18 protein-coding genes are annotated in these 23,162 nt (G+C 72.5%); 4 read left to right on the forward strand and 14 right to left on the reverse strand.

What is annotated here, in order from left to right:
• Positions 1–45: 45 nt before the first annotated feature.
• From OG521_13210 to OG521_13225, 4 genes are all read right to left on the reverse strand, one after another.
• Positions 46–801 (reverse strand): AIM24 family protein, encoded by a 756-nt coding sequence (locus tag OG521_13210; protein WUW21690.1) that lies wholly within the window; start codon positions 799–801, stop codon positions 46–48.
• 19 nt (positions 802–820) lie between these two features.
• On the reverse strand, positions 821–1,501 hold the full coding sequence (locus OG521_13215; protein ID WUW21691.1) for an AIM24 family protein: 681 nt from the start codon (positions 1,499–1,501) through the stop codon (positions 821–823).
• An 11-nt stretch (positions 1,502–1,512) separates the two neighbouring features.
• Positions 1,513–3,141: a TerD family protein gene (locus OG521_13220; protein ID WUW21692.1), complete on the reverse strand. Its 1,629-nt coding sequence runs from the start codon at positions 3,139–3,141 to the stop codon at positions 1,513–1,515.
• A 106-nt stretch (positions 3,142–3,247) separates the two neighbouring features.
• On the reverse strand, positions 3,248–3,871 hold the full coding sequence (locus OG521_13225) for a M48 family metallopeptidase (GenBank protein WUW21693.1): 624 nt from the start codon (positions 3,869–3,871) through the stop codon (positions 3,248–3,250).
• A 187-nt stretch (positions 3,872–4,058) separates the two neighbouring features.
• On the opposite strand from OG521_13225, the gene OG521_13230 reads away from it, so the two are divergent.
• Both OG521_13230 and OG521_13235 read left to right on the forward strand, forming a co-directional pair.
• The gene (locus OG521_13230) at positions 4,059–5,204 is read left to right on the forward strand and encodes a ThiF family adenylyltransferase (GenBank protein ID WUW21694.1); all 1,146 of its coding nucleotides are present in this window, start codon (positions 4,059–4,061) and stop codon (positions 5,202–5,204) included.
• Between the two features lie 41 nt (positions 5,205–5,245).
• Positions 5,246–6,766, forward strand: a complete 1,521-nt coding sequence (locus OG521_13235; GenBank protein ID WUW21695.1) for an AarF/UbiB family protein — start codon at positions 5,246–5,248, stop codon at positions 6,764–6,766.
• A 39-nt stretch (positions 6,767–6,805) separates the two neighbouring features.
• On the opposite strand, the gene OG521_13240 is transcribed toward OG521_13235, so the two are convergent.
• The 5 genes from OG521_13240 to OG521_13260 form a co-directional block, all read right to left on the reverse strand.
• Positions 6,806–7,009 (reverse strand): hypothetical protein, encoded by a 204-nt coding sequence (locus OG521_13240; protein ID WUW21696.1) that lies wholly within the window; start codon positions 7,007–7,009, stop codon positions 6,806–6,808.
• A gap of 243 nt (positions 7,010–7,252) precedes the next feature.
• Positions 7,253–7,576 (reverse strand): hypothetical protein, encoded by a 324-nt coding sequence (locus OG521_13245; GenBank protein WUW26671.1) that lies wholly within the window; start codon positions 7,574–7,576, stop codon positions 7,253–7,255.
• 32 nt (positions 7,577–7,608) lie between these two features.
• Positions 7,609–7,977: a WhiB family transcriptional regulator gene (locus tag OG521_13250; GenBank protein ID WUW21697.1), complete on the reverse strand. Its 369-nt coding sequence runs from the start codon at positions 7,975–7,977 to the stop codon at positions 7,609–7,611.
• 173 nt (positions 7,978–8,150) lie between these two features.
• Entirely contained in the window at positions 8,151–8,486 is a 336-nt protein-coding gene (locus tag OG521_13255) for a hypothetical protein (protein ID WUW21698.1), read from the reverse strand.
• A 167-nt stretch (positions 8,487–8,653) separates the two neighbouring features.
• Positions 8,654–10,843, reverse strand: coding sequence for an ATP-dependent DNA helicase UvrD2 (locus OG521_13260; GenBank protein ID WUW21699.1), 2,190 nt, complete (start codon positions 10,841–10,843; stop codon positions 8,654–8,656).
• Positions 10,844–11,062: 219 nt separating this feature from the next.
• Between OG521_13260 and OG521_13265 the strand changes: the two genes are divergently transcribed.
• Positions 11,063–11,305, forward strand: coding sequence for a mycoredoxin (locus OG521_13265; GenBank protein ID WUW21700.1), 243 nt, complete (start codon positions 11,063–11,065; stop codon positions 11,303–11,305).
• A gap of 132 nt (positions 11,306–11,437) precedes the next feature.
• On the opposite strand, the gene OG521_13270 is transcribed toward OG521_13265, so the two are convergent.
• The 4 genes from OG521_13270 to OG521_13285 all read right to left on the reverse strand — a co-directional run bounded on the left by OG521_13270 (position 11,438) and on the right by OG521_13285 (position 18,600).
• Positions 11,438–12,601: an alpha/beta fold hydrolase gene (locus OG521_13270; protein WUW21701.1), complete on the reverse strand. Its 1,164-nt coding sequence runs from the start codon at positions 12,599–12,601 to the stop codon at positions 11,438–11,440.
• 179 nt (positions 12,602–12,780) lie between these two features.
• Positions 12,781–13,725, reverse strand: coding sequence for an NAD(+) diphosphatase (nudC, locus tag OG521_13275; GenBank protein WUW21702.1), 945 nt, complete (start codon positions 13,723–13,725; stop codon positions 12,781–12,783).
• A gap of 44 nt (positions 13,726–13,769) precedes the next feature.
• Positions 13,770–15,164 carry a dipeptidase gene (locus OG521_13280; GenBank protein WUW21703.1) on the reverse strand — a complete coding sequence of 465 codons (1,395 nt, stop codon included), beginning with the start codon at positions 15,162–15,164 and terminating at the stop codon, positions 13,770–13,772.
• A 10-nt stretch (positions 15,165–15,174) separates the two neighbouring features.
• On the reverse strand, positions 15,175–18,600 hold the full coding sequence (locus OG521_13285) for an ATP-dependent helicase (GenBank protein WUW21704.1): 3,426 nt from the start codon (positions 18,598–18,600) through the stop codon (positions 15,175–15,177).
• Between the two features lie 153 nt (positions 18,601–18,753).
• Here OG521_13285 and OG521_13290 point away from each other — a divergent pair, with 153 nt between their 5' ends.
• Positions 18,754–19,659: an SAM-dependent methyltransferase gene (locus tag OG521_13290; GenBank protein WUW21705.1), complete on the forward strand. Its 906-nt coding sequence runs from the start codon at positions 18,754–18,756 to the stop codon at positions 19,657–19,659.
• Positions 19,660–19,686: 27 nt separating this feature from the next.
• Here the strand turns inward: OG521_13290 and OG521_13295 are convergent, their stop codons facing one another.
• The gene (locus tag OG521_13295) at positions 19,687–23,148 is read right to left on the reverse strand and encodes an ATP-dependent helicase (protein ID WUW21706.1); all 3,462 of its coding nucleotides are present in this window, start codon (positions 23,146–23,148) and stop codon (positions 19,687–19,689) included.
• Positions 23,149–23,162 lie beyond the last annotated feature (14 nt).

The following is a 23,162-nucleotide window of genomic DNA, read 5'->3' on the forward strand; positions in this document are numbered from 1 at the left end:
GTCCGTTCACCGCGCCGGCCCGTCAGGGGACCGGCGCACCATGGCTCAGTTCCAGGCGTTGTTCTGGTTCTGGGCGTGGGATCCCTGCTGGCCCATGCCGTACTGGGCCCGCAGGCCCTGGCCGATCTGGGCGCTCTGCGGCGGCAGTACCTCGCTCGGCTGGACCAGGGCGAAGCCCTGCCCGAGGAAGCTGAGCTCCCAGCCCTCGCCCGTGTTGCCACGTCGGCGGAAGACCCCGGAGGAGTGCGTCTGGGCCTGCATCTGCACGCGCAGGGAGCTGGACCAGGCGACGATCGCGTCGGCGTCGGCGTTGACGTACTTGTCCGGCGTGACCTGCATCATCAGCGGCTGGCCGGAGGTCATCAGCGCGACCTTCCCGGTCCCGGAGATGTTGAGCTGGTACTTCCCGGTGCCCGAGATGCCGTACTGGCTGTCCACCGCGATGACCTCGGTGTGGAGCGAGGAGTCGAGCGCCAGGACGTAGGCGCTGTCCACCGTCAGACCGTCCCGGTCGACATCCACCACGTGGACGTACTGCGCGAGGTTGGCGAGGTAGACGGTGCCCTGCCCGGAGCAGCGCATCAGGTCCAGGCCCTCACCGGTGGCCGCGCGGGCGCGGCGCTGTCCGTGCGACTGGTACTCGCCGTCGAACTCCATCAGCCCCTGGTACGCGACCATGGCCCCCTTGCGGGCGAGGACGTCGTCGTGGCCGGTCAGCGAGACCCGCAGGAGCTGCGGGTTCTGGACCGTGTACCGCTCCTGGGACTGCTGTTCCGTGTAGCTGAAAAGCGGACTCTGCATGGTGTGTCCTCCCTCCCCGTCAGGCCCGGACGCGCAGGCGGTCGGTGCTGTCCTCGCTCGGCTGGACGACGACGATCCCCTGGCCAGAGAAGGCCATCTGGAACGCCTCGCCGCTGCCCCGCCCGATGAGCGAGGAGGCCTTAAAGCTGCGCTTGCCCTTCACCTTCAGGTTCGGGGACCAGGCCACGAGGGCGTCCGGGTCGACGTACGTCTCGTCCTCGCCGCGTCCGCAGTCGACGACGATCGGCGTGCCGCGCGAGGTGATCGCGACCCAGCCGGTGCCGGAGATGCACACGTTCCACAGGCCCTGGCCGGCGAACTTGGCCAGCCCCTTGACCCTTTCGACGCCCCACGTGAGGTGGCCGTCGAAGGCGAGGACATTGGTGCCGTTGACCGAGAGGGAGTCGTTGTTGAGATTGACGACGACCACGTCGGCGCCGTAGTCGGCGAGGTAGAGCAGGCCGTCACCGGCGCACTTCATCAGGGGCGCGCCCTCGCCGGTGATCCACTGGGAGGCGATCTGGCGGACGGCCGGCGGGTTGGGCTCGTACTGGATGAAGCCCTCGTACGCGACCATCGAGCCGGTGCGCGCGAACAGGTCCTGGCCGGTCGCCATGGCGACCTTCAGCATCGAATGGCCGTGGTTCTCCATCCGGGCCGTGACGGGGGTCGGGGCGTAGCCCGCGAGTTGCTGATTCATGACGGGCTCCCTCAGACCTCGTAGGGCTGGACGACGATGAAGTTGCCGGGTGCGCCCCGGAACTGGAGGTTCACGGTCTCTCCGCTGTGGCCCGGGTAGGCGTTGCGGCGCAGCCGGACCTGGCTGGAGATGATCACCTGGGACGCGGCCGACCACGCCACGACGGCGTTGCAGTCGGCGAAGGTGGTCGGGGTGACCGGCAGGACGACCGGGACGCCGTGGGTCTTGACGACGACCGTGCCGGTGCCCTGGAACTGCATGGTGAACAGGGCGCCGCCGGGAATGCCGTGGCCCTCGATCCTGCGGACCTCGTACTGCAGCGACTCGTCGAAGGCGAGGACGCTCTCGGCCGAGACGCAGATGCCGTCGCCCTGGAGTTCGATGGCGTGCAGATGGGAGGCGTCCTCGGCGAGGAAGACCTGTCCCCGGCCGGTACAGCGCATCAGCTGCATTTCCTGACCGGTGGCGTTGCCGACCATCCGGCCCGCGAAGCCGGCGCCCTTGTAGCCGAAGTCGACCTTGCCCTGGTACATCACCATGCTGCCCTGCCGGGCCAGCACTCCCGCGCCGCCCATGGTGAGGTCGACGCGCATGAGCTGCTGGTTCTGCGGTGTCCAGCGCTGTCCGGTGGCCGTCTCCTTGTACGGCTGGAGCGCGGCGACCAGTCCCGCACCGGTCTGCGGCACCCCTTGCGGCATGCCCTGGGGCGCGCCTGGCGGCTGCTGTCCGAACGGCGCCGGGGCCGGCTGTCCGTAAGGCGCGGGGGCCTGCTGCCCGAAGGGGGCGGGGGCCTGAGCCGGGACCTGTCCGAACTGCGGCTGCTGGGGCGGCTGCCCGAACTGCGGCTGCCCGGGCTGTCCGTACGGCGCGGGCGCGGGCGGCGGCGGAACCGTGCCGCCCTGCGGGGCCAGCGGTGCCGCTATGGTCGGCGCGGCGTGCATCTGCTGCTGCGGCGTGGGTGCCGGTGCCTGCGCTGCCGGTGCGCCGAAGGACGGCGCGGGCTGCGGGGCCTGCGGTGCGGCCGGTGCGCCGAACGAGGGCGGTGCGGCGGCCTGCGCGGGCGGGGCGAACGACGGGGCAGCGGACTGCGGAGGGGCTGCGGCGGGGGCCTCCTCGGCGACCTCGCCGCCGAAGTTCTTCAGCAGCGCGTCGAGCCCGCCGTCGAAGCCCTGGCCGATGGCGGCGAACCGCCAGACGTCCTTGAGATAGAAGTCGCCGAGCATCACCGCACGTTCGGTGGTGAATTCCGAGCCCGTGAAGGCGTACCTGACGACTTCCTCGCCGCCCGCGACGATCCGGATGTATCCGGGGCCGACCTGCGACATCTGTCCGGCACCGTCGAGCGTCGCGGTGAAGGACAGTTTGTGGATGTTCGCCGGAACCCGGTCCAGGGTGACGCGGAACGACTCCGTGTCGCCTGCCTGGGCACCGAGAAGCTGAATGGACTCCTCGGGCGATTTCGGCTGATTGAAGAAGATGAAGTAACGGTCGTCGGAGAGCTGCTCATTGGCATCGAGGCCGAAGCAGCTGATGTCAAAGGTCAGTCCCGGGCCGGCGACCTGCACACCTACGTACAGGTCCGTCCCCGGCGTGAGATCGCTGATCTTGGCCTTGTGGCCGCGTTGGAATTCCCTGGCCATGCGTAACGACCGTCCCCCATCCGGAAGGTAAATGCGTCGCGTCAGGCTAACCGCAAACCGCGGCTTCCGGCCAAGCCGGTACAGACCCGGTACAGAATCGCGAACGTCACTCGCCGCGCGCGGCGGGCAGATGGGGCAGCCGGTCGGCCGCCACCACCCCTTCGAGATAGCCACGGGCCCGCTCGGTACGAGGGTAGGCGTCGAGGAGCCGCCAGAACCGCGGACCGTGCCCCGGCACCAGGAGATGGGCCAGTTCGTGGACGAGCACGTAGTCGACGACGTACTCCGGCATGCCCTGCAGCCGGTGAGAGAGCCGGATGCTCCCCTCCGCCGGGGTGCACGATCCCCAGCGGGTGTTCTGGTTGGTCACCCACCGCACGGAGACGGGCCGGGCCCGGCCCTCGAAGTACTGGGCGGACAGCCGCTCCGCCCGCTCGGCGAGTTCGCTGTCGCCGAGGATCCGTTTGTTCTCCTGGGCGGCGAGCTTGTCGAGCATCACGCTCACCCAGCGCCGCTCCTCGGCCTCGGACATCCGGGCGGGAATCAGCACGATGGTGCGGTCGCCCTCCCGGTACGCGGAGACCGTTCTGCTGCGGCGGGCGCTCCTGCGGACCTCGACCGCGCTCGTCGCCGAGGCACGGGGCTGATGGTCTGCCGCACTGCGCCGGTGGGTTCCGGCACCGCGCGCGGAAGTCTCCCCGGCGAAGCCGGGTGACGGGTCGGCGGGCACGGCACGACGTTACCCGCTGTCAGTGGGGGAAGTCCCGCCTCCGGAACGGTTCACACATGATCCGCGCCATGGCTTGCACCATTTGAACGACTAATACCCCATGCCTGTGGACAACTTTTCACACGCTTCCGCGGCACGCCGCATTCTGGCAATGGATCTCACGCAGGCACACAGACCGGGGGAAGCCGTGCATCCGATGTTGAAGCCCGCACTGCGCCGCGCATGGCGCGGCAGCGGCACCGTGCAATTCGGAGTGACGCCCGCACATGCGGTCAAAGTGGGCCCGATGGATATCGCGACGGGCTGTTTCCTGGAACTGCTCGACGGAACACGCGGGATGTCCCTGCTGCGCCAGGAGGCCAGGGCACTCGACCTGAATGATCATCAAGTGGAGACGCTCGTGGCGCGATTGACGGACGCCGGACTCGTCGACGACGTGCGGGCGGGCGGCCCGGAGGCCGATGCCCTGCGGAACCGGGTGGACGCTCTGGAGCGCCACCGGCCCGACCTGGCGTCACTCTCCGTGGTCCATCCCGAACCAGGAGGGGGGATGCGGCGGCTGGCCGCGCGCCGCTCCATGCGGGTCCAGGTGCGGGGCGCCGGCCGGGTCGGCGCGGCGGTGGCGGCGGTCCTCGCCGGATCCGGGGTGGGCCGGGTCGAGGTCCTGGACGGCGGCTGCGCCGAACCGTGCGACGTGTCGCCCGGCGGCCTGCCCGCGTCGGCGGTCGGGGAGCGCCGGGACTCGGCCGCGCGGCAGCTGGTCCGTCGCTCCTCCCCCGGTCCGGCGCCTCGCTCCGGACAGTCGTCGGCGGGTACCGCGAGCGGTGAGCCCGGCCTCTCGCTGATCGTCGTCGCCCCGCGCGACGGCCTGTCCGTCTACGTCCCCGATCCGCGCACGGCCGAGCCGTGGATCTCCTCGGGCACCCCTCATCTCTATGCCGGGGTCATCGAGGCCACCGGCTTCGTCGGACCGCTGGTGCTGCCGGGAGGCACGGCCTGTGCGGGATGTCTCGAACTGCACCGGCGGGACCGGGACCCGCAGTGGCCACGGATGCTGGCTCAGTGGCAGTCCGGCCGGCGCACCGCCGTGCAGGCGTGCGACCTGGGCCTGGCGACGGCGGTGGCCGGGCTCGCGGCGGCCCACGCACTGGCCTTCCTGGACGGCGAACTGCCCGCCAGTACCGGGGCCCGCTGGGAGGCCGCACTGCCGCTGTTGGACTGGCGGTCGGAGCGGATCGCAGCACACCTCGACTGTTCCTGCGGGGCGGGTGGGCACACTGAGGGGGTGCGCACCTCCGGGGCCGGCACGGCGCACGACACAATGGCCGGGTAACCGCCGCACGCGGCGCGGCAGTCTGGGATTTGGAGGGGCATATGTCTGATCTTCCCCGGAAGGCGGTCACCCGAACCGCCAAGCTGGCCGCGCTGCCTTTGGGGTTCGCCGGCCGTGCCACGTGGGGGCTGGGAAAGCGCATCGGCGGGAAGTCCGCGGAGCTGGTCGCGCGCGAGGTCCAGCAGCGCACCGCCGATCAGCTCTTCAAGGTGCTGGGCGAGCTGAAGGGCGGGGCCATGAAGCTGGGCCAGGCCCTGTCCGTCTTCGAGTCCGCACTGCCCGAGGAGGTCGCGGGCCCCTACCGTGCGGCGCTGACCAAGCTCCAGGAGGCGGCCCCGCCCCTGCCGAGCGGCACGGTCCACGCGGTGCTGGCGGAACGCCTGGGTGAGGACTGGCGGGAGCTGTTCCTGGAGTTCGAGGACAAGCCGTCGGCGGCCGCCTCGATCGGGCAGGTGCACCGGGCGGTGTGGCACGACGGCCGGGAGGTCGCCGTGAAGGTGCAGTATCCGGGCGCCGGTGAGGCCCTGCTGTCGGATCTGACCCAGCTCAGCCGGTTCGCCCGGCTGCTCGGCCCGCTGATCCCCGGTATGGACATCAAGCCGCTCATCACGGAGCTGCGCGACCGGGTGTCGGAGGAGCTGGACTACGAGCAGGAGGCGCAGTCGCAGCGGGAGCACGCCGAGGAGTTCGCGGACGATCCCGATGTGCTGGTGCCCGGGGTGGTCCACCAGTCCGATCAGGTGCTGGTCACCGAGTGGATCGACGGGGTGCCGCTGGCCGACGTGATCGCCGACGGGACACCGGAACAGCGGGACCGGGCGGGACAGCTGCTGGCCAGGTTCCTGTTCTCCGGCCCCGCGCGCACCGGGCTGCTGCACGCGGACCCGCACCCGGGCAACTTCCGGCTGCTGCCCGCGGCCCCGTCCCCCGCGACGGACGGCGAGGGCGACGGCGACGGCAAGGGCCGGGGCGAGGCCGAGGACGGTCAGGACGGCGGCGCGGACGGCGGGGTGGCGCGATGGCGGCTGGGCGTCCTCGACTTCGGGACCGTGGACCGGCTGCCGGGCGGACTGCCCCGGACCATCGGGGACTCGCTGCGGCTGACGCTCCAGGGTGACGCGGACGGGGTGTACCAGCTGCTGTGCGAGGAGGGGTTCGTCAAGGAGTCGATCGACCTCGCACCGGACGCGGTCCTCGACTACCTCCTGCCGATCATCGAACCGGCCGAGGTGGAGGAGTTCACCTTCAGCCGGAGCTGGATGCGCAATCAGGCCGCCCGGATAGCGGACCCTCGCTCCCCGGCGCATCAGCTGGGCAAGCAGCTGAATCTGCCGCCCTCCTATCTGCTGATACACCGGGTGACGCTGAGCACGATCGGGGTGCTGTGCCAGCTCGGAGCCACGGTCCGGCTGCGCGAGGAACTGGAGTCCTGGCTCCCGGGGTTCCTGGCGCCGGATGAGGACGCGCAGCCGGAGGAGGCGTCCGAGGATGATGCGGTGGACGCGCAGGACGCGGCGGAGGATGCCGTGGAGGGCGCCGTGGCCGGTGCGGATGTGACGTAGCGGCTCGGTGCCGGACACCGCGGTGGTGTCCGGCGGCGTTCACCACCAGGCGGAGTCGAGGCGCCCCTCGATGGCCCGGATGTGGGTACGGGCACAGGCGTCACAGAAGTAGCGGCGGCTGCCGTTCTCCACGGAACAGAGCCAGGTCGGCGGTGCGCTGTCGCTCGCGGCGCGGGTTCCGCACAGGGCGCACACGACGCCCCCGGTACCCGCTTCTCCGGGGCGATGAGTCTCCTCGTCCACCTGGTGACGATAACTCCGCCGCGGTGTTCCGGCGCGGCGCGGCGCCACACGGCACACAGCCGTAACACGGACCGCCGTCGCACGACCGCGGGGCCGGTCCGAGTGGACCGGCCCCGCGGTAGGGGTACTTCTGTGTCTGCTGCTGCGTTCACCGCTGGGACTGCTGCGGGGATCGTCTGCTTCTTGCCGGGAGCAGAGAGCGGCTGCCCCCGGCGGTTACTGCGGCGTGCGGTCCTGCTCGGTTCAGTGCATGACCGCCATGGCCAGCGCACGACGGGCGCGCATAGAGGCACGCTCGGCCCTGCGCTGCATGCGCCGCGCGGTGATCAGGCGCACGGCCTGACGTTCCGCGTCGGCTTCCCGCAGGCGGTCGTGCATATGAGCACGAGCCAGGGCTTCTGGGATGAGTTGCATCTCGCGGGTCCTGTTCTGACGCGAGTCGTTCGCGCCGATGATGGTGACGTCCGGTGTCGCGGAGCCGACGGGCTCCCTCGTGGGGATGGTCATTGGTGCCTGGTTTCGGGGGTCGTGTGTCAGGGGACGGTCGATGGTTCCGATGCGCTTCATGGGCTTGGGGGCCGTGACCCCCAGGTCGGCGGTCACGCCGCGACCGGGTTCTTGCGCGGACGGCCACGGGGCCGCTTGCGAGCGACGACGACGCCCTGGATGAAGAGCTCGCCACCCCAGACGCCCCACGGCTCGCGGCGCTCCTTGGCGCCGGCGAGGCAGGCCTCGACGAGCGGACAGGTGCGGCAGAGGGACTTGGCGTACTCGACGTCGGCCGGCGACTCGGCGAAGAAGACCTCCGGGTCGTAGGAGCGGCAGGGGACGGGTACGCCGAGGTTCTCGATGGCGTCGTCGAGCGCGGTGAGCGCGGTGAGGGGGATCAAGGTGGAGTCCTCCGTGAGGCCGGGCGGGGGGAGTGTTTCGGAAGGCGGTACGGACGGGGCGTGCGCTTCGAGTTGCACGGTGGTGGTGTCCTCGTCTGGTCGTTTCCGGCCTGTTGGCCGGGGGGCGGCTGGTACCAGTTCTTGCTTGTCCCGAGGCTCCTTCGCGCTGTCTCGTCCGTTCGGACAAAACAAAAGGGCCGCGGATCCCGAGTGGGGTTCCGCGGCCCTGAAGGCGCCGGCCTGATCGTCGATCAGGCTGGATCACTCCAGGGTTCAGGCCCACGGAAGGCCCACATCGTGTGGTGGTGCGTCGTCTGCTTCTTGGCTCCGGCTTCCGCTCCCGCACCGACGGCCGCAAAGGCATAGGCCTGGGCCTGTCCCTTCGCTACTGCTGCTGCCGGTGCCTGGGTCGGTCGCTCATTGCGCTCCCGCACGGGAAGGTTCGCCAGGGACAGCGGGCTGACGGCGGAAATGCCGGACATACCGGTGCCACGCAGTGAAGACTTCGAAGAGCAGGCGAGGCCGAGCGAGCAGGCGGAGACGACCGAGAGATCGGTCATTTTGTTGGTCTCGATGATGCTGATCACTTCAATCGCCTCCTCTCGGCGTCTCGGGGGGGACCGGCCAGGCCGGTCCTGCGTATTCGGATAAGTACAGCACAGGGTCAGGGCTTCAGAGAAGTCGCTGTTCCCGTGGTTAAGAACCTATGGTGATGACTGGGGCGGGCGCAAACTATTTTTTCGACGAGTTTTTCTCACACCTCCTCGTCGGCCTCCTCGGGCCCCTCAGCCCCGTCCCCACCTGCGCAGATGTCGAGCACGGCGGCTCCGAACCGGCCCAGCTTCCGCGCGCCGACCCCGGAGATCCCGGCCAGTTCGCCCTCGCTGCCCGGCACCGCCTCCGCGATGGCCATCAGCGTCTTGTCGGTGAACACGCAGTAGGCGGGCTGCCCGATCTCCTGCGCCCGCTCCGCGCGCCAGTCGCGCAGCCGCTCGTACAGCGCCTCGTCCATGTCGGACGGGCAGTCGTCGCAGCGCATCAGCTTCATCTCACCGGCATCGGTCAGAGTCTTGCCGCAGACCCGGCACAGCGCCGGTCCACGCCGCTTCCGCCGGGCCGCCGCCGGGCGTTCGATCCCGCCGCTGCCGCCGGCCGTCGCCCGGCCGCCGAGCGCCGCCGAGCCGGGGCGCAGCCCGTTCAGGAAGCGGCTCGGGCGGCGGCCCGCCCGGCCGCCGGGCGAGCGGGCCAGCGACCACGACAGCGAGAGGTGGAAGCGGGCCCGGGTGACGCCGACGTAGAGCAGCCGGCGCTCCTCCTCGACCTGCTCGTCCGTCTTGGCGTAGGTGATCGGCATCATGCCCTCGGTCAGTCCGACCAGGAACACGGCGTCCCACTCCAGGCCCTTCGCCGAGTGCAGGGACGCCAGCGTGACCCCCTGGACCGTGGGGGCGTGCTGGGCCGCCGCGCGCTCGTCCAGTTCGGCGACCAGGTCGGACAGGGTCGCGCCCGGCCTGGCCTGTTCGAAGTCCTCGGCGAGCCTGACGAGGGCGGCCAGGGACTCCCAGCGGTCGCGCACCGCCCCCGATCCGGCGGGCGGCTCGCTGGTCCAGCCCTTGGTGGAGAGCACCGCCCGCACCTCGGAGGGCAGGCCCTCCGCGTCGTCCAGCAGGGAGTCGTTGCCCCCGGCCCGGGCGGCGCCGCGCAGGGCGACGCCCGCTTCCCGTACCTCCGGGCGCTCGAAGAAGCGCTCCGCTCCCCTGAGCTGATAGGGCACGCCCGCGTCCGCGAGGGCCTGCTCGTAGACCTCGGACTGGGAGTTGACCCGGTAGAGCACGGCGATCTCACCGGCCGGGACCCCGGCGGCGATCAGGTCCCGGATGCGGCGGGCGGTGCCCTCGGCCTCCGCGGGCTCGTCCGCGTACTCCAGGTAGGCGGGGTCGGGGCCCGACTCGCGCTGCGAGACCAGTTCGAGCCGGTGCTCCGCGGCGCGGCCGCGGGCCTGCGAGAGGAGTCCGTTGGCCAGGTGGACGACCTGGGGTGTGGAGCGGTAGTCGCGGACGAGCTTGACCACGGTGGCCCGGGGGTGACGGGTGCGGAAATTCAGCAGGTGGTCGGGGGTGGCGCCGGTGAAGGAGTAGATCGTCTGGCTGGCGTCGCCGACGACGCAGAGGTTGTCCCGGTCGCCGAGCCAGAGGTCGAGCAGCCGCTGCTGGAGCGGGCTGACGTCCTGGTACTCGTCGACCACGAAGTGCTGGTACTGGCGGCGGACGTGGTCGGCGATGTCGTGGCGGTCCTGCAGGATTCCGACGGTCAGCAGGAGCACGTCCTCGAAGTCGATCACCGTGCGGTCGCGCTTCAGCTGCTCGTACATCGCGTAGACCTGGGAGATCTCGGCGGGATCGCGCGGGGCATCGCGCTGGGACTTGGCGACGACGGCCGGATAGTCGGCGGGCACGGTCTGGGTGACCTTGGCCCATTCGATCTCGCTCGTGACATCGCGCAGTTCGTTGCGGTCGAGGCGGATGCGGCAGCGGGCCGCCGCCTCGGCGACCAGCTGGACCTTGCGCTCCACCAGCCGCGGCAGTTCACCACCGACCGCTTTCGGCCAGAAGTACTGGAGCTGGCGCAGCGCCGCGGAGTGGAAGGTCCGCGCCTGCACCCCGCCCGCGCCGAGCTGGCGCAGCCGGCCGCGCATCTCGCCCGCGGCCCGGTTGGTGAACGTGACGGCAAGCACGGTGGTCGGCTGGATGATCCCCGCGCGCACCCCGTAGGCGATGCGGTGCGTGATGGCCCGCGTCTTGCCCGTACCGGCCCCGGCCAGCACGCACACCGGCCCCTGCAGGGCCATGGCGACCTCGCGCTGCTCGGGGTCGAGCCCGTCGAGGACGGCGTCGGCGGAGTCGGGGACCTGGGGGAAGAGGGTGGAATGCGTTGCTGATGTCACCCCGCCATGCTGCCAGGTCGGAAGGGGCGGAAGGGGAAGTTGTCCACAGGCCCGTCCCGTCCGTCGTACTAATCGGGGGCGGGCCCGGGAATGGTGGCCAGGTCACGTGCGTTCTCCTTCCGTGCGGCAACGCATGTCCCCGCCTCGCCGTGTGACGGACGAGACGCGCCGGGACGTGGCGGGAATGCCGGAACCGATGAGACAGAGGAGCGCCAAGACATGCCGGGCACTGTGACGATGTACAGCACCACGTGGTGCGGCTACTGCCGTCGGCTCAAGGGCCAGATGGACCGCGAGGGCATCGCGTACACCGAGATCAACATCGAGCAGGACCCGGAGTCGGCGGCCTTCGTCGAGAAGGCGAATGGCGGAAACCAGACGGTCCCGACCGTTCTCTTCCCCGACGGTTCGACCCTGACGAACCCCTCGCTGGCGCAGGTGAAGCAGAAGGTCGGCGTCTGACGCCGCCCCTCTCCCCGTACACCGCACCGCCCCCACCGGTCGAGACCATGTGTCGAGACCACCGGTGGGGGCGGTGCTGTGTGCGGACGGGAGAGGGAGCGCGGACAGTGTCCGGACCGGCGCGGGCTCGTCTCAGCCCACTGGGAGGAACCCGTCGAGGATGTCGGCCAGTGGGCCGGGCTGTTCGAGGGTCTGCATATGGGGTGCGCGCGGAAGCTCCCGGTAGACGGAGCCGGGGATGCGCCCGGCGACCCCGGACATGAACGCGGGCGGCGCCGCCGCGTCGAGTTCTCCGGCGACGACCAGGGTCGGTGCATGGAGATCGCGGAGCCGGTCCCGCACGTCGAGGGTCTTGTACGCCCGCCAGGTGGCGGCCCAGTCGGCCGGATCGAACCGGCGGACGCGCTCGCGGGCGTACCGCACGCCCCAGGTGTTCTCGGCGAGCGCCTCGGGGGTGAACCAGCGGGTGAGGGTGGGGGCGATCTGGGCGTCCATGCCCTCGGTCTCGGCGGCGCGGGCCCGGGACTCGAAGGCCTCGGGGACCGGGTGGTCGGGGGCTCCCAGCAGGGCGAGGGACGCGATCCGCCCGGGGTGCAGGACGGCGGCGGTCTGGCCGATCGCACCGCCGACGGACAGCCCGACGACATGCGCCCGCTCCAGTTCCAGGGCGTCGAGCACCGCCACCAGGTCGGTGCCGAGGCCGGACATGCCGGTGGCGGCGGGCGCACCGGCTGCCGCCCCGTGGCCACGGATGTCGTAGGCGAACACCCGCCGGCCCGCGGCCAGCCGTTCCATGACCGGCTCCCACATCCGCCAGTCGACGCCCAGGGAGTGGACCAGCAGCACGGGCGGTCCTTCGTCGCCCCGCCGCGCCACCACCGTGTCGTGGTCGCCCAGCCGGACCGTGCGCAGCGCGGCCGGCCCGGGCAGTCCGGACGCGGTCAGCACCTCGTCGACGACGGCCAGTGCGTTCAGTGCGCGCGGCAGGCCGGCGTAGAGCGCCACGTGCTCGCACAGGGCGAGCAGCTCCGAGGCCGCGTGGCCCTGGTGCAGGGCCGCACGGGTGTGGGTGGCGAGCTGGCCCTCGGCCCCGCCGAGCGCGGCCAGGACCGCCACCGTCACGAGCTCCCGCTCGGCCCAGCCCAGTTCGGCGTGGGTGACCACTCCCGCGGCCGCGTAGTCGACGAGGGTGGCGTACATCTGCGGCGACTGCTCCCGGATCCGCGCCAGGGCGTCCTCGGCCGGCACCCCGGTCAGGCCTTCGTAGGCGCGTCGCCCCCGTGCGTGCTGGTCCATCGCGTGCTCCCGTTCCTCGGACTGTCGGTGCGACGATCATCGAGGGGCGCCGGGCCGTACGTCCGCGATTCCCTCGGACCGGCCGTCGGCCGCCCGGGGAAGTCACCGGACCGGGCCCGCAGGACCGAGAAAACAGCCGGACCGAGAGACGGCTGGACCGAGAAACAGCCGGACCGGGCTCAGCCGGTCCGGACCGGCTTCGGCAGGGGCTTCCCGTACCAGATCTCGATCAGGCGGGCGGCGATCGAGATGCCGAACGGGGGCAGGATCTCGCCCGACTCGAAAGCGGCCGTCAGCTCCTCGCGGGAGAACCAGCGGGCCTCCTCGATCTCCTCGCCGTCGACGTTGATGTCGAACGTCGTGGCCCGGGCCATGAAGCCGAGCATCAGGCTGGACGGGAAGGGCCAGGGCTGGCTGGCGATGTACTCGACCTCGCCGACCGTGACGCCCGCCTCCTCGAACACCTCGCGCGCCACGGACTGCTCGATCGACTCGCCCGGCTCGACGAAGCCCGCCAGCGTGGAGAAGCGGCCCTCGGGCCAGTGCACCTGGCGGCCGAGCAGGGCACGGTCCTGGTCGTCGGTGACGAGCATGATGACCGCCGGGTCGGTGCGCGGGTAGTGCTCGGCGCCGCAGGCCTGGCAGCGGCGGATGTGGCCGGCCGCCGCGATCACCGTGCGTTCGCCGCAGCGCGAGCAGAAGCGGTGCAGCCGCTGCCAGTTCTCCAGCGCGACCGCGTGCACCATCAGGCCGGCGTCGCGGGCGCCGAGGAGCAGGCCGGCCTCGCGCAGGCCCGCGGGGCGCGCCGACTGGTCCATGCGGCCAGGCAGCGAGTCCTTCTGGAGGGCGAAGTAGCTGACGCCGTCGTCGTCGGTGCCGAGGAAGTAGCGGTGGGTCTCGGTGACCGGTGCCTCGAAGGCGGGGGTCATCACGAGTTCGGTGCCGTCGGCGGTGTCGTCGACCAGCACCTGCCCGCCCGAGACGACGAAGACCCGGGTCGTGGGGTGGCTCCACGCGGCGGACAGCCAGGCCTCGTCGAGGCGGTGGTGCGCCGCGCGGTCGATGCCGCTCGGCGCGGTCAGACCGATGGGACGGTCCGTGGTGGCGTTGTCGAAGGTGCTCACAGGTGCTTCCTACTCCCCCGGGATGGATCGGGTGTTCAGAGGATTCAGCGGAGTGCGGCTGCCAGTTCGCCCCAGAGGTGGGCGGTGGTCTCCACACCCTTGAACAGCAGGTCGAGTTCGACCTTCTCGTTGGGGGCGTGCCAGCCGTCGGACGGTACGGAGATGCCCAGGAAGAGGACGGGTGCGCCGAGCACGTCCTGCAGGTCGGCGGCGGGTCCCGAGCCTCCTTCGCGGGTGAAGAGGATCTTCTGGCCGAAGGCCCGTCCCATGGCGCGGGCCACGGCCTGCAGCGCGGGGTGGTCCAGCGGGGTGAGGCAGGGGCGGGTGGCCGGGAGGAAGGTGATCCGTTGGCGGACGCCGGCCGGGACGCGGTCCTCGGCCCAGGCCCGGACCGCCTTCTCGATGCCGTCCGGGTCCTGGCCCGCGACCAGCCGGAAGCTGATCTTGACCTGGGCGGCGGACGGGATGATCGTCTTGCTGCCGGCGCCCTGGTAGCCGCCGCCGATGCCGTTGACCTCGGCGGTGGGGCGGGCCCAGACGCGTTCCAGCGTGGAGTAGCCCGCCTCGCCGGACGCGGCCTGCGACTTGGCGGTACGCAGCCAGGTGGCCTCGTCGAACGGCAGCTCGGCGAAGAGGGCGCGTTCGGTGTCGGTGAGTTCGGCCACACCGTCGTAGAAGCCGGGGACCGCCACCCGGCCGTCGGCGTCGTGCAGGGCCGCGACGAGGCGGGCGATCTCGGTGGCGGGGTTGGGTACGGCGCCGCCGAACGATCCGGAGTGGATGTCCTGCTCCGGCCCGCGCAGCTCGATCTCGCACTCGGCGAGGCCGCGCATGCCGGTGCAGACGGTCGGGGTCGACTCGTCCCACATGCCGGTGTCGGAGACGATGACGGCGTCCGCGCCGAGGCGGTCCGCCTGCTGCTCGACCAGGGCGCGGAAGTGCGGCGAACCCGACTCCTCCTCGCCCTCGACCAGGAGCTTGAGGTGGACGGCGGGGGCGGTGCGGCCGGTCGTGGCGAGGTGCGCCCGGAGGCCGAGGGTGTGGAAGAACACCTGCCCCTTGTCGTCGGCCGCGCCCCGTCCGTACATCCGGCCGTCGCGGATCACCGGCTCGAACGGGTCGGTGTCCCAGCCGTCCTCGCGGGCGGCGGGCTGCACGTCGTGATGTCCGTACACGAGCACCGTGGGGGCGTCCGGGTCGTCGGACGGCCACTCGGCGAACACCGCGGGGGCACCCGCCGTCTCCCAGACCTCGGCGACCGGGAAGCCGGTCTCCGTCAGCTTGGCGGACAGCCAGGCGGCACTGCGCCGTACGTCCCCGTCGTGCTCCGGCTGAGCGGATACGGACGGGATGCGCAGCCACTCGGCGAGATCGTCGAGGAAGGCGGCGCGGTGCTGCTCGGTGTACGTACGGACGGCGTTGTCCGGGGTGTCGCTCATGACCTTCAGCTTATCGGGCCGTGGGAGGTGGCTCGTCCAGGAGGATCCGCTCCAGCTCCGGGCGGCCCGGGAGCCGGGCCGGGCGGACGCTCTCGCCGCTGCGGACGAAGAGGAAGGTGGCCGTGACATCGGTGAGCGGCAGCCCGTGCAGTTCGGCCCAGGCGAGGCGGTAGACGGCGAGCTGGAGGGGGTCGGCGGTGTTGGTGCGGCTGGTCTTCCAGTCGACGATCTCGTACGTGTCCCCGGTGCGGTACACCGCGTCGATACGGCCCCGGATCACCCGGCCGGCCAGGGTGATCTGGAACGGCGTCTCGACGCGGTAGGGGGTGCGGCGGGCGTACGGGGTGCGCTCGAAGGCCTCCTTGAGCTCGGCGAGATCCCGCTCGTCGGCGATGTCGGCGTCGCTCTCGTCGGCGCCGGGGAGCTCGTCGGGGCCGAGCATGGGCAGCGGCAGTTCCTCGAAGCGGGACTCGACCCAGGCGTGGAAGCGGGTGCCCCGCCGGGCGGCGGCCTGCGGGGGCCTCGGCATGGGGCGGGCCAGTTCCTGGGCGAAGCCGTCGGGGTCGTCGGCGAGGCGCAGCAACTGGGTGGCGGAGAGCGATGCGGGCACGAGGACGTCGCGCACGGTGGCGCGGGCGCGGCGCAGCTCCCCGGCGAGCGCGTCGAGGTCGCGGTCCCAGGAGGCGAGGGTGCGGGACTCCTCGGGGGTGAGCCGCGGGGGCACCCGCTCGGGGGCGCGGGCCGCCGGGACGTGCGGGGCGGCCTGGGGCGCGTCGTCGTCATCGGGGAAGGGCGCGTCGTCCAGGAAGGGGTCGTCCTCGGGGAACAGCTCGTCGTCGGGAGGTCCGGGGCGGGCCTCGTCCGGCGGGGGCGGCTGCTCCTGCGCCGCGTACGCATCAGGCACCGGGCCCGCCGCGGCCAGTGCCTCCAGGTGGGCCATCACCGTGTCCGCGGCGGCCCGGCGGCGGGCCAGCGCGGTGTCGTCGAGCGGCAGCGGCCAGGCGTGGCCGGCCACTGCCCCGGCCGCCAGGGCCGGGTTCTCCTCGTCCTCGGCCGGTTCGTCCGCCCAGGCCTCGATCTCGCCGTGCCCGGCGGCGCAGTGCTCGTACAGCGCGTGCAGGAAGGCGGACGGCCCGCGCGGCTTCTTCTGGTTCGGGCCCCACCAGTGGCCGGAGCCGAGCAGCAGGGTGCGGGGGCGGGTGAAGGTGACGTAGCCGAGGCGGAGCTCCTCGGTGTGCTGGTGCTCCTTCATCTCCTCCTTGAAGCCCTTGAGCCCCTTGGCGTCGAAGGAGTGGACGACGGGCAGGGTGGCGGTGTCGCCGCGCAGGGCGTGCGGGAGGACCTGGGGCTGGGAGGTCCAGGCGTCCCGGGACCGGCCGCTGGGGAACTGGCCGGTGACCAGGCCGGGCACGGCGACGACGTCCCATTCCAGGCCCTTGGACTTGTGGGCGGTGAGGACCTTGACGGTGTTCTCACCGCCGGGCAGCGCGTTGTCCAGGCCCTTCTCGTACTGCGCGGCCGTGCGCAGGAAGCCGAGGAAGGCGAGGAGCGAGGCCTCCCCGTCGACGGCGGCGAACCGGGCCGCGACGTCGAGGAAGTTGGCGAGGGTCTCGCGGCGGCGGGCGGCCAGGGCGTGGGGGGAGGCGGAGAGCTCGACCTCCAGGCCGGTGGTGGACAGCACCCGGTGCAGGACGTCCATCAGCGGGTCGGCGAGGGAGCGGCGCAGGTCGCGCAGTTCGGTGGCGAGGCGGGCGAAGCGGACGCGGGCGTCGGCGGAGAACGGCAGGCGGTCGTCCTGCTCGCCGCCGGAGTCGAGGAACGTGTCCAGGGCGTCGGCCAGCGAGATCACCTCGGCCGGGTCGACGCCCTCGACGGCCTCGGCGAGCCGGCGGTCGGGATCGAAGTCCGCGTCGTCGCCGTGGGCCGCGCGGTGGACGAGGAGGCGGGCGCGGCGGCCGAGGAGCGCCAGGTCGCGGGGGCCGATCCGCCAGCGGGGGCCGGTGAGCAGCCGGACCAGGGAAGCGTTGGCGCCCGGGTCCTGGAGTACCTCGCAGACGGCGACGAGGTCGGCGACCTCCGGCAGGTGGAGCAGTCCGGAGAGGCCGACGACCTCGACCGGGATGTCCCGGGCGACGAGCGCGGCCTGGATCTCCGGGAAGTCACCGGCGGTGCGGCACAGGACGGCGATCTCGCCGGGGGCCTTGCCGGTGCGCACGAGGTGGGCGATCGAGTCGGCGAGCCAGTCGATCTCCTCGGCGTGGGTGCGCAGCAGGGCGCAGCGGACGAGGCCGTCGCGCTCGGCGCCCGGGGCGGGGCGCAGGGCCTCGACGCCCTCGTGCATGGCGCGCAGCGGTGCGGCGAGTCCGTTGGCGAGGTGCAGGAGGCGGCCGCCGCTGCGGCGGTTCTCGCTGAGGGAGTAGCGGGCGGCCGGGGTGCCGTCGGCGTGCGGGAAGTGGCTCGGGAAGTCGTCGAGGTTGGCGACGGAGGCGCCGCGCCAGCCGTAGATGGCCTGGCAGGGGTCGCCGACGGCTGTGACGGCGTGTCCGGACGACGTGCCGTCGGGTCCGCTGCCGAAGAGGGCGGAGAGCAGGAGGCGCTGGGCGACGGAGGTGTCCTGGTACTCGTCGAGCAGGACGACCCGGTACTCGTCGCGCAGGATCGCGCCGACCTCGGGACGGGTGAGGGCCAGCTCGGCGGAGAGCGCGATCTGGTCGCCGAAGTCGAGGAGGTCGCGGCTGCGCTTCGCCTCCCGGTAGCGGCCGGTCAGCGAGAGCAGCTCGCGGCGGGCCTCGGCGGCCTCGGGGATCTTGCGCAGTTCCGCGTTGCTGAGCCCGGCGGTCTCCAGGGTGCGGAGCAGCTCGGTGTCGTACGCCGCGAGCTGTCCGGGACGTACGAGATGTTCGGCCAGCTCGGCGTCCAGGGCCAGCAGATCGCTGACGAGGGTGGGGAACGACCTGGTCAGGGCGGGGTAGGGGCCGGGGGCCTCGCGCAGCACGCGGGCGGCGAGCTGGTAGCGGGTGGCGTCGGCGAGGAGGCGGGTGGTGGGTTCGAGCCCTATCCGCAGCCCGTGCTCGGTGAGGAGCCGGCCGGCGAAGGCGTGGTACGTGGAGATGCCTGGTTCGCCCGGGGGGTCGTCCGGGTCGATGACGTCGGGGTCGGTGACTCCGGCGGCGATCAGGGCCTTGCGGACGCGCTCGGCGAGCTCACCGGCCGCCTTGTTGGTGAAGGTGAGCCCGAGGACCTGCTCAGGGGCGACCTGACCGGTCCCGACCAGCCACACCACCCGGGCCGCCATCACCGTGGTCTTCCCCGACCCGGCTCCGGCGACGATCACCTGCGGGGCGGGCGGCGCGATGATGCACGCCGTCTGCTCCGGGGTGAAGGGAATCCCGAGGAGCTCCTTGAGCTGCTCGGGATCGGTGATACGTGGGGACACTCCACAGAGGCTAACCGGCCGGACCGACAACCCACGAAGCCGTGCGGCGCCCGCGGACGGGGCCCCGTTTCCCTCCCCCGGGGAGCGCGTAGGCACCGCGGGAAGGTCTAGATTTACCGCTTGTCGCATCAACAGCCTTACGAGGACGGTCATATGAGCGCCGACGCACCCGCCCCTGACGCCACGGAGCTCAGGAAGCGCATCGACACCACGAAGGCGCATCCGGCGCGGGTCTACGACGTCTTCCTCGGCGGCAAGGACAACTACCCGGCCGACCGGGAGGCCGCGGCCATGGCGCTGGCCGCCAATCCGCGCGGCTATCTCACCGTGCGGCACAACCGGGACTTCATGCGCCGGGCGGTCACGCTCGCCGCCCACGAGGGCATCCGGCAGTTCCTGGACATCGGTACCGGGCTGCCGACGCAGCAGAACGTGCACCAGATCGCCCAGGCGGTGGCCCCCGACTCACGGGTGGTCTACGTCGACAACGACCCCGTCGTCCTCGTCCACGCGCAGGCCCTGCTCACCAGCGGCCCCGAGGGACGCACCGACTACATCGAGGCGGACCTGCGCGACCCCGCCACGATCCTCGAAGCCGCCCGCCGCACCCTCGACCTCGACCGGCCCGTCGCCCTCGTCCTCGCCGCCGTCCTCCACTTCATCGAGGACGACGCGGCCTATCCCGTCGTCGAGCGGCTGCTCGGCGCGCTGGCACCCGGGAGTCTGCTGGTGCTGAGCAACGTGAGCTCGGACCTCAACCCCGAGCAGGTCGGCCAGGTGACGAAGGCGTTCAAGGAGCGCGGCTTCGCCATGGTCCGCCGCTCGCACGCGCAGGTGGAGCGCTTCGTGACCGACAACGGTCTGGAGATGCTCGAACCCGGTGTCGTCCCGGTGCACCGCTGGCGCCCCGAGGAGGTCGTCGACCTGCCCGAGGCCGCCGACGCGGATCCGGAGTTCGTGGCGGGCCTGGACGAGCTGGACCGTACGCGCTACCGGCGGATCGACGACGTCACGGACGCGGACGTGAGCGTGTACGGGGTGGTGGCCCGCAAGCTCTGACGCCGGGGCCCGGGGGCCGCGCCGCGCTCACTCCAGGACCTGCCGGCCCTCCGGCTGCGCGCTGCACGAGGCCTTGAAGGTGCAGTGGGCGCAGTGCTGGCCGGTCGTGGGGGTGAACCGTTCGTCCAGGACCCGGCCGGCGGCGGTCGCCAGCAGGTCGGAGACCCACTCGGTCTCCGGCGGCTGCTGGGCCTGCACCTTGGGGACGGCGTCGCCGCCCTCCTTCTTGGGGGCGGGCTGGCGCAGCTGTACGAGTTCGGCGCCGCCGGACTCCGGGCGGATGCCGTCGAAGACGTCGTCGACCGCCCCTTCCCGGACGGCCAGCTGGTACACGGCGAGCTGGGGGTGGCGGGCCACCTCGTCCTTCGTCGGGGACTGCTTGCCGGTCTTGAAGTCGACGACGTAGGCCCGGCCCTCGGCGTCGCGTTCGACGCGGTCCATGGAGCCGCGGATGCGTACCTCGTACTCCCCCGCCTCCAGCGTCACGTCGAAGTCGTGCTCGCTGGCGGCCGGGGTGCGGCCGGTGCGGTCCATGACGTGCCAGCGCAGGAAGCGTTCGAGGGCGACGCGGGCCTGCTGCTTCTCCTGCTGCGACTTCCAGGGCGCGTCGAAGACCAGCCCGTCCCAGACCGAGTCGAGCCGCTCCATGAGGACGGCCAGATCGGCGGGCGTACGGCCGGAGGCGACCTCGTCGGCCAGGACGTGGACGACGTTGCCGAAGCCCTGGGCGGCGGTCGCCGGGGCGTCGGCCTTCACCTCGCGCCCCAGGAACCACTGGAGCGCGCAGGTGTTGGCGAGCTGGTCGAGCGCGCTGCCGGACAGGGCGACGGGCTGGTCCCGGTCGCGCAGCGGGACGGCCGAGCGGGTCGGCTCGTACAGGCCCCACCAGCGGTAGGGGTGGGCCGACGGCACGAGCGGCTGTCCCTCGTCGTCGCCGAGCGCGGCGAGCCTGGCGAGGCGGTGGGCGGCCTCCTCGCGCAGCGCGTCGGACGCTTCGGGGTCGACGGTGGTGGCCCGCAGTTCGGCGACGAGGGCGGCGACGGCCAGGGGGCGGCGGGGCCGGCCGGTGACGTCGCGGGGTTCGACGCCGAGCTCGGTGAGGAAGCGGGACGGCTGGTCGCCGTCGTCGGCGGGCGCCTTGACCGCGGTGACGACGAGGCGTTCGCGGGCCCGGGTCGCCGCCACGTAGAAGAGCCGGCGCTCCTCGGCGAGGAGGGCGCCGGGCGTGAGGGGTTCGGCGAGGCCGTCGCGGCCGATCCGGTCCGCTTCGAGCAGTGAGCCGCGGCGCCGCAGGTCGGGCCAGAGGCCCTCCTGCACCCCGGTGACGACGACCATGCGCCACTCCAGGCCCTTGGAGCGGTGCGCGGTCATCAGCCGTACGGCGTCGGGCCGGGTGGCGCGCCGGGAGAGGGTGTCGGCGGCGATGTCCTGGGCGTCGACCTCCTCCAGGAAGTTGAGCGTGCCGCGGCCGCCGGTGCGCTCCTCCGCGCGGGCCGCGGTGTCGAAGAGGGCGCAGACGGCGTCGAGGTCGCGGTCGGCGTTGCGACCGCCCGCGCCGCCGCGCAGCGCGGCGCGCTCCAGCCTGGCCGGCCACGGGGTGCCGGACCACAGCTCCCACAGGGCCTCCTCGGCGGTGCCGCCGCGTTCGAGCAGCTCGCGCGCCGCGCGCAGCAGCGCGCCGAGACGCTGGGCGCCGCGGGCGTACGCCGGGTCGTGCGTCACGAGGCGCTCAGGCTCGGCGAGTGCGCGGGCGAGCAGTTCGCCGGAGGGCGCGGGCACCCGGTTGCCTGCGGCCCGCTCCTCGTCGCGCAGGGCCCGGCCGAGCCGGCGCAGATCGGCGGCGTCCATGGAGCCGAGGGGGGAGGTGAGGAGGGTGAGCGCCGTCTCGGTGTCGAGCCAGGGGGTTGGGCCCGCATCCGGGTCCGCATCCGCGTCCGGGCCCGTAACGGCGTCCGCCTCTGCTTCTGCCTCGGCCTCTTCCTCTGCCTCCGGCTCTGCCTCGGCCTCTTCCTCTGCCTCCGGCTCTGCCTCGGCCTCTTCCTCTGCCTCCGGCTCCGCGCCCCGGCGCAGCGCCGCCGCGGCCACCGTGCGCAGGGCGGTCAGGAGCGGGGCCACCGCGGGTTCGTGGCGCAGGGGCAGGTCGTCGCCGTCGACCTCCAGCGGGACGCCCGCCGAGGTCAGGGCGCGGCGCACCGCCGGGATCGTACGGCCGCCGGCGCGGACCAGGACCGCCATCTCCTGCCACGGCACCCCGTCCTCCAGATGCGCCCGGCGCAGCAGGTCGGCGATGTTCTCCAGCTCGGTGGACGCGGTCGGATAGGTGTACGTCTCGACGCTGCCACCCTCGCGGACCGCGCCGAGCTCCCGGTGGGCGCGGACCTTCGCCGACGGCAGCCGGGTGAGCGGCATCCGGCGGGTGAGCAGCCGGGTCGCGGCGAGCAGCCGGTCGCCGGAGCGGCGTGAGGTGGTGAGGACGCCGACCGGGGCCGGGGCGCCGTCCGCGCGCCGGAACACCTCGGGGAAGTCGAGGATGCCGTTCACATCGGCCCCTCGGAAGGCGTAGATCGACTGGTCCGGGTCACCGAACGCGATCAGGTTCCGGCCACCGCCGCCGCCCGGGGAGCTCCCCCGGTTGCCGGCCAGCGCGTGCAGCAGCCGCACCTGCGCCGGGTCGGTGTCCTGGTACTCGTCGACGAACACGGTGTCGTACTGACCGGCCAGCAGCACCGACACCTCCGGGCGCTCCGCGAGCAGCACGGCACGGTGCACCAGCTCGGCGTAGTCCAGCACCCCCTGGGCGTCCAGGACGTCGAGGTACTCGGCGAGGAAGGCCGCGGCGGCGCCCCAGTCGGGCCGGCCGGTGCGCCGGGCGAAGTCGGCGAGGGCGCCGGGGCCGAGTCCCAGCTCACGGCTGCGGGCGAGCACGGCGCGCACCTCGTCGGCGAAGCCGCGCGTGGTCAGGCAGGCGCGCAGTTCGTCGGGCCAGCGGATGTGGGAGAGGCCCTCCTTCTCCAGGTCGAGCTGGCCGGCCAGCAGATCGCGGACGGTGACGTCCTGCTCGGGTCCGGAGAGCAGCCGCAGCGGATCGGCGAAGAGGTCGGCGTCCTGATGGGCGCGGACCAGGGCGTAACAGAAGGAGTGGAAGGTGGTGGCCTGCGGTCCGCGGGCGGCACCGAGCCGGGCGGCCATCCGGTCGCGCAGCTCGACGGCCGCCTTGCGGCTGAAGGTGAGGATCAGCATCCGGGCCGGGTCGGCGCCCCGGGCGACGCGTGCGGCGACCGCCTCGACGAGCGTGGTGGTCTTGCCGGTGCCGGGGCCCGCGAGAACCAGCAGCGGCCCGCCCGCATGGTCAACCACCGCGCGCTGTGCCGCGTCCAGGAGAGGGGGTTCCACGGAACCGGGCAGCGTACGCACCAGCCGGTATGCGCCCGTCGTCCCCCGCCGTGCCGGGCGGTGCGGACTGTGCCGGGTGGTGGAGGAGGTGCTCACGTGGGGATCGCCGG

This window comes from Streptomyces sp. NBC_01463, from assembly GCA_036227345.1.
Classification (GTDB): Bacteria; Actinomycetota; Actinomycetes; order Streptomycetales; family Streptomycetaceae; genus Streptomyces.

Coding starts and splice junctions, on each gene's coding strand:
- OG521_13265 (WUW21700.1), top strand. CDS start 11,063: ATGCCGGGCACTGTGACGATGTACAGCACCACGTGGTGCGGCTACTGC.
- OG521_13235 (WUW21695.1), top strand. CDS start 5,246: ATGTCTGATCTTCCCCGGAAGGCGGTCACCCGAACCGCCAAGCTGGCC.
- OG521_13290 (WUW21705.1), top strand. CDS start 18,754: ATGAGCGCCGACGCACCCGCCCCTGACGCCACGGAGCTCAGGAAGCGC.
- OG521_13280 (WUW21703.1), bottom strand. CDS start 15,164: ATGAGCGACACCCCGGACAACGCCGTCCGTACGTACACCGAGCAGCAC.
- OG521_13210 (WUW21690.1), bottom strand. CDS start 801: ATGCAGAGTCCGCTTTTCAGCTACACGGAACAGCAGTCCCAGGAGCGG.
- OG521_13215 (WUW21691.1), bottom strand. CDS start 1,501: ATGAATCAGCAACTCGCGGGCTACGCCCCGACCCCCGTCACGGCCCGG.
- OG521_13220 (WUW21692.1), bottom strand. CDS start 3,141: ATGGCCAGGGAATTCCAACGCGGCCACAAGGCCAAGATCAGCGATCTC.
- OG521_13270 (WUW21701.1), bottom strand. CDS start 12,601: ATGGACCAGCACGCACGGGGGCGACGCGCCTACGAAGGCCTGACCGGG.
- OG521_13245 (WUW26671.1), bottom strand. CDS start 7,576: ATGAAGCGCATCGGAACCATCGACCGTCCCCTGACACACGACCCCCGA.